Origin of the sequence: Streptomyces sp. NPDC057307, from assembly GCF_042667665.1 — a bacterium.
GTDB lineage: Bacteria > Actinomycetota > Actinomycetes > Streptomycetales > Streptomycetaceae > Streptomyces.
The window spans coordinates 22,493-32,709 of record NZ_JBHUZM010000083.1 but is presented as its reverse complement, the minus strand read 5'-3'; the positions used below and the strand labels follow the sequence as shown (position 1 = coordinate 32,709).

Genomic DNA, 10,217 nt, shown 5'->3' with positions numbered 1-10,217 from the left:
GCCCCGGGGGGGGCCCGGGCCGCCCCGCCCCACCGCCCCGCGTCGCATCAGTCGGCGTAGACCTCCAGTTCGGAGAGTTGCGCGGCCGGCCAGCCGGTGTTGCCGGTGACGGTCACCCGTACGTAACGGGTCGCCGTCCCGGGCAGGGTGACGGTGGCGGTGTTGGCGCTCGACGGGTTGAAGGTGACACCCGCCGACGCCTTGAGTGAGGTGTAGGTCGAGTTGTTGGTGCTGCCCGAAACACTGAGGGTCTGCGTGCGGGTCTGCCACGCCGCGGCGGGCGGCAGCTTGAGCACCAGCCGGTCGACGTTCTTCGCCGCGCCGAGATCCACGGTGATGGACTGCGGGAACGAGTTGTTGGTGCTCTCCCAGTAGGTGTTGGCGTTGCCGTCCACGGCGTTGCCGGGGCCGTACGTCTGCGCCTGGCCGGTCGCGGTGACCGGACGGCCCTGGGCGAGGTTGCCCTCGTCCGGCGGGTCGGTCGGATCCGTCGGGTCAGTCGGGTCGGTGGGGTCGGTGGGGTCGATCGGACCGCCGGGCACACCGCCGTTGGTCCACTGGGGCGCGGGCCACACACCGGTGCAGGCGGGCGGGTTGGAGTACCAGCCGGAGTTGCCGCTGCCGACCTGGGTGATCTGGAATCCGGCGCCCACACAGTTGTGGATCTTGTTGGACTGGGCGATGTTGGTGGCCTTGACGTTCTCGAACGTGGCCTTGCCCGGTGCCTGGATCTGCAGCGCGTAGGTACCCGCGCCGTCGATCTTGATGTTCTTGAAGTTCAGCCCGTTCGTCGCGCCCTCGATCAGATGGATCGCGGCGTAGGAGCTGTCGAGTATCTCGGTGTCGGTGATGTTGATCGTGGCGTTGTTGATGGGCTCGTTGAGCCCGCTGAACCACACCGCGCCGACGCCGAACTGCCAGTTGAAGTCGTTGTTCCCGGCCCGGATCAGCGTGTTGCGCGCGGCGGTGTGGGTGCCCGAGACCGCCGTGCCCTGACCGGAGTTGACGCCCGGATAGCGGTTGGCGATGTGCAGGCCGCCGCCGTTGGTGATGGTGTCCGACATGACGTTGTCGGAGATGGTGATGTCCTTGCCGCCGTACGTGACGATGTTGTTCGCCAGGATCGGCAGGATCACCGTGTTGAAGGTGAACTTGTTGTTGACGTTCGGGATGTTCTCCGCCCACATGGCCAGACCGTCGTCACCGGTGTTGCGGACGAAGGTGTTGGTGACGGTGGAGTTCGTGACGCCGTAGTGGAAGTTCACCCCGTCGGCCGTCTGGTCCAGGATGCGGCTGTTCTTGATGGTGAGGTTGTTCATCGGACCGTCCACCCAGGCACCGCACTTGGTGTGCTGCATCCAGATGTTGTCGATGACGGAGTTGGACAGCGCCCCACCGATGGCGTTGACCTGGTCGTTGTCCACGCGCTCACGGATGTCGCCGATGATGGCGAAGTCCTTGAGGGTGACGTCGCTGCTGCCGCCCTGGTTCGCGTACTTGCCGTAGACCCCGACCGCCTTGCTGCGGTCGGTGGGGTGACGGCCCTTCAGGACGCTGTACCAGGGTCCCGCTCCCGCGAGGGTCACCTTGTCGACCACGATGTGGTCCTGGATCTCGAAGTTGCCCTGCGGGATGTAGACGGCTCTGTTCTGCGCCTGCCCGGCGGCCACCGCCGCCTGGAACTTGGCGGTCGAGTCGGCGGCTCCCGTCGGGTCGGCGCCGAAGTCGGCCACGACGTCCAGTGCGCCCGAGGGCTTGCCGATCGGAGCGGCCACCTGCTCGAAGTCGGCGAGGTCGATGGTGAACGTGGGGGACTGCGCGGTCGACGACACCTGGAGGCGGACCTTGGTGCCGGTCGCCAGGGTCGAGCCGAACATGGTGCGCGTCTCGTCGTAGAAGTGGTGGGGGTTGGTGTCGCCGGGGTTGTTGTTGAACGGGTAACCGCCGTAGTACCAGCCGTACTTGGAGGTCACCGGCACGTTCTTGAGCTGGTTGCCGTTGACCCGCACATCGATCCCGGCGTCCCGGCCGGTCCCCGCGGAGTTGTCGGGCAGCGAGTAGCGGAAGGTCATGGCGTTGGCCGGCTTGGTGAGGGTGAACTCCACGTACTCACCGACCGCGTCGAGCGTCACGGCCTGCCGCCCGGAGGCTTCCGAGGGAAGCGATCCGTACAGCCGGTTGGGGCCGATCAGGGTGCCGTTGGTGGCGGCGTACTCGGCCTCGTGCTCCACGAAGGGCACGGTGGCGCCACGGCCGGGGATGCCGACGGGTGAGGGGGCGGGGACTCCGGCGGCCATGGCCGCCGGGGCGGCGGTCATGACGACGACGGCGGCCGTCCCGGCCACCACCGTCGCGAGAGCCAGGGAGGCGGAGAGTGAGGCGGATACGCCGCGGCGGAACAGGCGGCGTCTTGGGGGAGGTGTCACAGACATACGTCCTTGCGGCTCGTGGGGACTCTGCGGACGCGAAAAGGCTAGAAGTGGTTCCGCAGGAAGTCTATGAATCTGCGCAAGAAATGAATGCCTGGTAAGAATTCCTAGGCGCCTCACACTGCCGGATTCCCGCCATATACACGCAAGTTGGTCTGGGGGTTGATCACTCGTCTCCCCAACTCCGGTGAGCGCACGGATGCTTCGGGAGATCGCCGACCGCCTTCCGGACGCAAAACTCTCTCCGATCACAGCAAGAAGCGATGCCGCGTCAGGCATCCACAGCAGCCCCTTGCGCACCTCTTGTGAGCCCTCCGGGGTCGGCTCTACGATTCTTGACACGGGACATGAAACGATTCAATCAAAGGGGCGGGCATGGGCATGGGCTGGACACGCAGAGGTCTCCTGGGCACCTCGGTGGGCGCGGGCGCCGGGATCGTCTCGCTCGCCGCGGGCCCGGTGGCCTCGGCCGCCACACCCGGAAAGGGCGACGGGCCCCGGCACGGCCGAGGCGGCGGGCTGCGCGTCGTCGCCGCGAAGGTCGAGTACGCGGAACACGTCCTCGGCACCGACAACCCCAACCCCCTCCTCGCCTGGGAGCTGACCGCCGACGGCCACGGCGCCGGGCAGCGCGCGTACCAGATCAGGGCCGCCACCGACCCGCGCGACCTCACCAAGGGGCGCGAACTCCTCTGGGACACCGGCAAGGTGACCTCCGACCGCAGCGTCGCCGTCCCCTACGCCGGGCCCGCGCTGCCGCCCCGTACCCGCTGCCACTGGCAGGTCCGCGTCTGGGACGGCGACGGCGACGTCTCGCCCTGGAGTACGGCCGGCTGGTGGGAGACCGCGCTCGGCGACGAGAAGTGGGGCGCCCGGTGGATCGGCGCCGACGCCGGCGCCACCCCCCTCGGTCTCGAAGGCGCCTCCTGGATCTGGTCCAAGGGCGCGACCACCGGCAACGCCCCCGCCGGACCACGCTGGTTCCGCGCCGCCCTCGACCTCCCCGCCGGGGCCGGCATCGACAGCGCCACCTTCGTCGCCACCGCCGACGACGACTTCACCCTTCACCTCGACGGCGCCCAGGTGGCCCACGCGCCCCAGCAGCAGGACGGCTGGCGCACCGGCAGGACCGCCGATGTCACCGAAGCCGTCAAGGCGGCCGGGCAGCGCGTCGTCCTCGCCGCCGTCGCCACCAACCGCGGCGGCGCCTCCGTCAACCCGGGCGGATTCATCGCGCGCCTCGTCGTGAAGACCACCGACGGCCAGACCCGGGAACTCGTCACCGCCGACAACTGGCTGACCTCCGAGACCGAACAACAGGGCTGGCAGCGGCCGGACTTCGACGACAGCGGCTGGACCGCCGCCACCGTCCTCGCCCCGTACGGCGAAGGCCCCTGGGGCGACGACGTGTCCGTCTCCCTGCCCGAGGCGCCCGCACCGCTGCTGCGCCGCGAGTTCACCGTACGCAAGCCCGTCACCCGCGCCCGCCTCTACATCAGCGGACTCGCCTACTACGTAGCGGAGTTGAACGGCCGGCCCATCGGCGAGCAGGTGCTCGACCCCGGCTTCACCGACTACGACGAGACCGTCCTGTACGCCGTGCACGACGTGACCTCCCTCCTGCGCCGCGGCGACAACGCCATCGGCGTCACCCTCGGCCGCGGCTTCTACGGCATGACCACCCCCAACGTCTGGAACTGGCACCAACCGCCCTGGCACGGTGAACCCCGCCTGCTGTGCCGGCTGGAGGCCGAACACCCGGACGGCACCCGCACCACCGTCGTCTCCGACACCGACTGGCGCATGACCGAGGGGCCCACCCTCACCAACTCCCTCTACGCCGGGGAGACATACGACGCGCGCCTCGCTCCCGAGAACTGGACGCGGCCGGGCTTCGACGACCGCGCCTGGCGCGCACCGGGCGCCCAGCAGGCACCGAAGGGCGCCCTGCGCGCCCAGCCGCACGACCCCATCGAGATCATCGACACCATCACACCCACCAAGATCAGCGAACTGCGTCCCGGTGTGTATGTGGTCGACATGGGCCGGACCACCGCCGGCTGGACCCGACTGACCGTCAACGCGCCTGCGGGCACGACCGTTTCACTCATTCACGGCGAGATACTCAAGGCCGACGGCAGCGTCCACGCCGAGACGGGACACGTACCGGGCCGCTTCCAGCGCGACGAGTACATCTGCGCGGGCGGCGGAAAGCCCGAGGTGTGGGAGCCGTCGTTCTCCTACAAGGGCTTCCGCTACGTACAGATCGAGGGCCTGCCCAGCCGCCCCGAGCCGTCCGACGTGCTCGGCCGGACCGTCCACACCAAGGTCGACGAGGTCAGCGCGTTCTCCTGCTCCGAGCCCTTCTACGAGACGCTCGACAAGGCGATGCGCCGCACCCTCCTGAACAACCTGCACGGCATCCCGACCGACACCCCCATGTACGAGAAGAACGGCTGGACCGGCGACGCCCAACTCGGGGCGCCCACCCTCGCGTACGACTTCGGCGTACACCGCTTCCTCGGCAAGTGGCTGGACGACCTGAAAGACAGTCAGAACACCGACGGACAACTGCCGGTGATCGTCCCGAGCGGCGGCTGGGGCTACGGCGACCTCGGCCCGTCACCCGAGTGGACCACCGTCTACCCGTTCCTGGTGCGCGAGATGTACCGGGTGTACGGCGACGACCGCGTCGCCCGGCAGCACTGGCCCGTCCTCACCCGCTATCTGGACTGGGAACTGGACCGCCTCGTGGACGGCCTCGCCATCACCGCCCTCGGCGACTACCTGCCACCCGGCTACGGCGGCAACCCGCCCGAGGACACCCGTCTGACGGCCACCGCCTATCTGCACCGGGCGCTGACGCACACCGCCGAGATGGGGGAACTGCTGGGCCACGACGACGTCGCGCGGCGCTACCGCACGGCGGCCACCGGGCTCAAGGACGCCCTGAACGCCGAATTCCTCAACGACGCCGGCCACTACAGCACCGCGAAGGACCCGGACTACCGGCAGACCTCCAACGCGATCCCCCTCGCCTTCGGCCTCGTCCCCGCCGGCGCCCGCGCCTCCGTCGTGGACAGCCTCGTCGCCGACATCACCGAGCGCGGCAACCACCTCAACACCGGCGCACTCGGCACCAGCGTGCTGCTGCGCGTCCTGTCCGCGCACGGCCACCCCGACATCGCCCACGCCATCGCCACCCAGCGCGGCTACCCGAGTTGGGGCTACTGGTTCGACAACGGCGCCGACACCATGTGGGAGATGTGGCACCTCGACTCGCGCTCCCGCGACCACTACTTCCAGGGCACCGTCACACAGTGGCTGTACGAGAACGTCGCCGGCCTGCGCCCCGGCGACGACGGCTACCGCACCTTCACCGTCCGCCCCGACGCCCGCACCGGGGTCAGCTGGGCGCGTACCTCGATCCGTACGGTACGCGGACCGGCCTCCGTCGCCTGGTCCAAGGTCGGCCGCGACCTGCGGCTGACCGTGAAGGTGCCGGTCGGGTCGAGCGCGGAGGTCCATGTGCCGGCCGAGCGGAGGGACAAGGTGACGGCACCGAAGGGCGCGACGTTCGTCCGTACGGAGCCGGGCTTCCAGATCTACCGCGCCCCCCACGGCGCGTGGGACTTCGTGGCCCGGGGCTGACCGGGAGAGCCGCTCGCCCTCGATCGCCGGGTTGCCGAGCCGGCCCGGCGATCGAGGGCGGAACACACAGCCGGCCCGACGCCTGAGGGCTCCGGACCGGCACGGTCCCGAACCCTCAAGCATGGTGGCGGTACGTCAGCTCCGGTGCCCGCCGCCGGCGCGCGGCATCGACGACTCCCGCACCACCAACTCCGGCTGGAGCACGATCCGTTGATGCCGGTGATCGCCCGCCGACTCGCCGGTCTCCTCGATCAGCAGCTCCGCCGCGAGCCGCCCCATCTGCGAGGCCGGCTGGCGCACCGATGTGAGCGGCACGGCGGCGGCCGACGCGAACTCGATGTCGTCGTACCCCACGAGCGCCATCTCGTCCGGCACGGCCACCCCCGCCCCGTACATCGACTGAAGCACCCCCAGAGCCAGCAGGTCGTTCGCGCAGAACACCGCGCTCGGCCTGCTGTGCAGCCCCAGCAGCCGCGCCCCGGAGTCACGCCCCGCCGACACGTCCAGCCGCTCCGCCTCCACCACCCGCAGCCGGTCGGCCGGCAGCCCGGCCTCCTCCAGCGCCAGCAACGCGCCCGCCCGCCGGTCGCGGCACTGCGCGAGATGCAGCGGCCCCGACACGTACGCGATGTCGGTGTGCCCCTGGGCGAGCAGATGACGTACGGCCAGCGCCCCGCCGGTCACATCGTCCACGGACACCGAACACCCCTCGGTGCTCGGCACCACCCGGTCCACGAAGACGAACGGGATGTCCTGCCGCCGGAAGCCCTCCAGATTCCGGCCCGTCTCGTCCGTCGGTGTGATCAGCACGCCACGTACCCGCTGTTCGCTGAACAGCCCCAGATACTCGGCCTCCTCGCTGCTGCTCTGCGCGCTGTTGCAGAGCATCACACCGAGCCCCGACTGCCGGGCCACCCGCTCGGCGCCGGTGGCGACGTCCACGAAGAACGGGTTCGCCATGTCGAGCACCAGCAGCGCGATGATCCGGCTGCGGCCCGCCCGCAGATGGCGGGCCGATTCACTCCGTACATAGCCCAGACGCTCGATGGTGGACAGCACCCTCGCCCGCGTCTCCTCGGCCACGGAGTCAGGCCGGTTGATCACGTTCGACACCGTGCCGACGGAGACGCCCGCCACCCGGGCGACGTCCTTGATTCCCACCGATTGCGCCATCAGTCAGTGACCTCCACCAGCTCCAGACCGCTCAGACCGCCCAGCGCGCGCAGCTCCGGAATGATGTCGCCGGTGGCGAGCGCCCAGTGGTGCCCCACTCCGCTCGCACTCCACGCGTCGGTCCACTCGCCCGGGTCGCGGCCGAAGTCGACACGCGATGTGGTGTTGCCGATCTCCAGCAGCGGGCCTTCGACCACTTTACCCACCGCGGCGACCAGCCTGTAGCGACCGTCCCTGGACTGGCCGAGTCCCACGAGCGTCACCGGCCCCCGCCGGACGTCGCACTCGACGGACACACCCCAGCCGCGTTTGCCGTGGTAGACCCCGAGGCCGCGCAGCACCGGGCGGCGCGCGCAGACCGTCAGGTTGGCGGGCCCGTCATGCCCCATCTCGACCACGCCGTCGCGGAAGTTCAGCGCCTGCAGCTCGGTGAAGGTGCCGCCCGCGCCCAGCCGGTCCGTGATCAGCATGGCCAGTGACGTGCGCAGCTCGTACTCCCCGCAGGCGGGCACACCACGCGCCGTCAGCAACGAGGAGCCGAGAATCATGCCGGCGCCGAGCCGTTCATGGATCTCACCCTCCAGACCCCGGTGGTAGTACGCCAGCGAGTCGAGACCGAAGTCGTCCACCAGCCGGTCGAGCCCGACGGACACCCGGGCGGCCCACACCAGGTCCTCCTCGACCACGGAGTCCGCGATCTCGAACGCCGCGCGTGTCTCGGCCAGCTTCGCCGTTACCGCCGCGTCGTCGGCTCCCGTGGCCCGGACGCGCAGATCGTCGAACTCCAGGACCTCCACATGGCCGCCGAGGTTCGCCGGCACCATCGTCAGGTCCGTCGACACGTCGTACATGCCGGGATAGAGATGCCCCATCAGACCGTGCCGGCCCGTGCGCAGCACGCCGCGTACCCCGGCCGCCCTGATCCACCGGCCGATCCGCTCCCACGCCCGCTCGTCCTCCAGATACCCGGAGACGGAACGGAACGGCACCCCGACACGCTCGAAGGCGTTCGCCATCTCCGGCAGGGGACAGGCGCCGCAGTACGCCAGCCACTCACCGGTGCCGAACGTCGCGTGGTCCATCGCCTCGGTCGGCTGGAGATTGATGAGCAGCACCGGCGCGCCGCTGCGCTGGGCGACGGGCACGAGCATGGTCGCCGTCATGTAGGTGGTGAGGAAGCCGACGATCAGATCGCAGTCGGCGGCGCGCAGCTTCTCGGCGGCGGCCGCCCCCTCCTCGGCGTCGGAGATGAATCCGACGTCCACGACCTCGGCGTCGAACTGGGTCAGACGGTCCGTCACCCGCCGTGCGGAGCGCTTGAGTTGGGGGAGAAGGTCGGGGAACTGGGGCCAGTACGCGCCGAGCCCGCCGGAGACGAGACCGATCCGGGTACGGCGTGGGTTGGTCGGTGCGTTCATGGCGTTGCTCCCGCTCTCCTGGTGTGCGACGTGCGACGTGCGACGTGCGGTGTGCTTCCTGCTTTCTCGTCCCTGCTTCTCGCATCTTGCAATGGCTGGCTGGCCGGCTGTCTCAGTCGAGATGGAAGATTTCCGTCAGCGGCACCATCGCGCCGTCCGGCCCGGCACCGTCCAACGCCTCGAAGTACGGCGCCATCTCCGCCTGCCAGCGGGTGTTGACGTCCGTGGCGGCCATCGCCGCCCGCGCGGCGGCGAAGTCGTCGGTCACCAGATAGCCGACCAACAGCCCGTCGTCGCGCAGGAAGAGCGAGTAGTCGCGCCAGCCGGAGGCGCTGAGCGCCGCGAGCATCTCCGGCCAGACGGCCGTGTGACGCTCGCGGTACTCGGCCAGCCGCTCCCGCCTGACCTTCAGCAGAAAGCACACGCGGTCCATCGCGGCCTCAGAAGTCGAAGCCGCCGATGTTCTTCGCGTCGAAGACCGTCGGCGGGCCGAGGATGATCTCCCCGTCCTTGCCGACCGTGTACTCACCCAGGTCGCCGGCCTTGAACTTCTCGCCCTCGGCGCCGGTGATCTGACCGGACGCCAGCGCCGCCGCCGCGTACGTACCGAGGTAGCCGAGCTTCTTCGGGTCCCACAGCGAGAACTGCTCCAGCGTGCCGTTCTCGATGTACTTGCGCATCTGGTTGGGCGTGCCGAGGCCGTTCAGGACGACCTTCCCCTTGTAGGAGGAGTCGCCGATGTAACGGGCCGCCGCCGCGATGCCGACGGTCGTGGGCGAGATGATCCCCTTGAGGTTCGGGTACGCCTTGAGGAGCCCCTGCGTCTCCTGGAACGACTTCTGGTCCTGGTCGTCCCCGTACGCGACCTTGACCAGCTTCATGTCCTTGTACTCGGGCTTCGCCAGCTCGTCCTTCATGAACTCGATCCAGGTGTTCTGGTTCGTCGCGTTCTGCGTCGCCGACAGGATCGCGATCTCACCCTTGTTGCCGAGCTGCTCGGCGATGTTGCGGACCTGGCTGCGGCCGATCTCCTCGGAGCTGGCCTGGTTGATGAAGAGCTGACGGCAGTCCTTGGCGGTGTCGGAGTCGTACGCGACCACCTTGATGTCCTGCTTCATCGCCTGCTTGAGCGGTCCGCACACCGCGTTGGGGTCGTTCGCCGCGATGAGGATCGCGTCCTGCTTCTGCTGGATGAGGGTGTTGATGTACGACACCTGGGAGGACGCCTTCGCGTTGGAGGGCCCGACCTCCTTGCCCGTGGCGCCGATCTCCCCGGCCGCCGCTATGCCGGCGTCGTCCACGATCTTCTCGTACGGGTTGTTGATCTGCTTGGGCAGGAAGGCGATCTTCAGGCCCTTCTTGAGCGGGGCGTCCGGATTCGCCTTGGCGTCGCCCGACTTGGCGGGTGCGTCGTCCTTGACGGAGTCCTTCGTCGTGCCCGAGCAGCCGGACACGGCGAGCGTCAGGGCGCAGAGCGCGGCGGATGCGGTGACGACGCCGCGGCGTCGGGTGCGGGCCTGCGACAGCATGGTGGATGCCTTTCGGG

6 protein-coding genes are annotated in these 10,217 nt (G+C 69.4%); 1 reads left to right on the top strand and 5 read right to left on the bottom strand.

The window, feature by feature from the left end; translation table 11 throughout:
• Positions 1–47 precede the first annotated feature (47 nt).
• Complete coding sequence (locus tag ACFUN8_RS24835) at positions 48–2,426, bottom strand: discoidin domain-containing protein (RefSeq protein ID WP_383641580.1); 2,379 nt, start codon at positions 2,424–2,426, stop codon at positions 48–50.
• A 384-nt stretch (positions 2,427–2,810) separates the two neighbouring features.
• Between ACFUN8_RS24835 and ACFUN8_RS24830 the strand changes: the two genes are divergently transcribed.
• Positions 2,811–6,080 carry a family 78 glycoside hydrolase catalytic domain gene (locus ACFUN8_RS24830; RefSeq protein ID WP_383641576.1) on the top strand — a complete coding sequence of 1,090 codons (3,270 nt, stop codon included), beginning with the start codon at positions 2,811–2,813 and terminating at the stop codon, positions 6,078–6,080.
• Positions 6,081–6,215: 135 nt separating this feature from the next.
• Here the strand turns inward: ACFUN8_RS24830 and ACFUN8_RS24825 are convergent, their stop codons facing one another.
• From ACFUN8_RS24825 to rhaS, 4 genes are all read right to left on the bottom strand, one after another.
• Entirely contained in the window at positions 6,216–7,253 is a 1,038-nt protein-coding gene (locus ACFUN8_RS24825; RefSeq protein WP_383641573.1) for a LacI family DNA-binding transcriptional regulator, read from the bottom strand.
• On the bottom strand, positions 7,253–8,671 hold the full coding sequence (locus tag ACFUN8_RS24820) for an arabinose isomerase (protein ID WP_383641571.1): 1,419 nt from the start codon (positions 8,669–8,671) through the stop codon (positions 7,253–7,255). The genes ACFUN8_RS24825 and ACFUN8_RS24820 overlap by 1 nt, the downstream gene beginning before the upstream one ends.
• A gap of 112 nt (positions 8,672–8,783) precedes the next feature.
• Positions 8,784–9,104: an L-rhamnose mutarotase gene (locus ACFUN8_RS24815; protein WP_383641568.1), complete on the bottom strand. Its 321-nt coding sequence runs from the start codon at positions 9,102–9,104 to the stop codon at positions 8,784–8,786.
• Positions 9,105–9,111: 7 nt separating this feature from the next.
• Positions 9,112–10,200, bottom strand: coding sequence for a rhamnose ABC transporter substrate-binding protein (gene rhaS / locus ACFUN8_RS24810; protein WP_383641565.1), 1,089 nt, complete (start codon positions 10,198–10,200; stop codon positions 9,112–9,114).
• Positions 10,201–10,217 lie beyond the last annotated feature (17 nt).

Coding starts and splice junctions, on each gene's coding strand:
- ACFUN8_RS24830 (WP_383641576.1), top strand. CDS start 2,811: ATGGGCTGGACACGCAGAGGTCTCCTGGGCACCTCGGTGGGCGCGGGC.
- ACFUN8_RS24825 (WP_383641573.1), bottom strand. CDS start 7,253: ATGGCGCAATCGGTGGGAATCAAGGACGTCGCCCGGGTGGCGGGCGTC.
- ACFUN8_RS24820 (WP_383641571.1), bottom strand. CDS start 8,671: ATGAACGCACCGACCAACCCACGCCGTACCCGGATCGGTCTCGTCTCC.
- ACFUN8_RS24815 (WP_383641568.1), bottom strand. CDS start 9,104: ATGGACCGCGTGTGCTTTCTGCTGAAGGTCAGGCGGGAGCGGCTGGCC.
- rhaS (WP_383641565.1), bottom strand. CDS start 10,200: ATGCTGTCGCAGGCCCGCACCCGACGCCGCGGCGTCGTCACCGCATCC.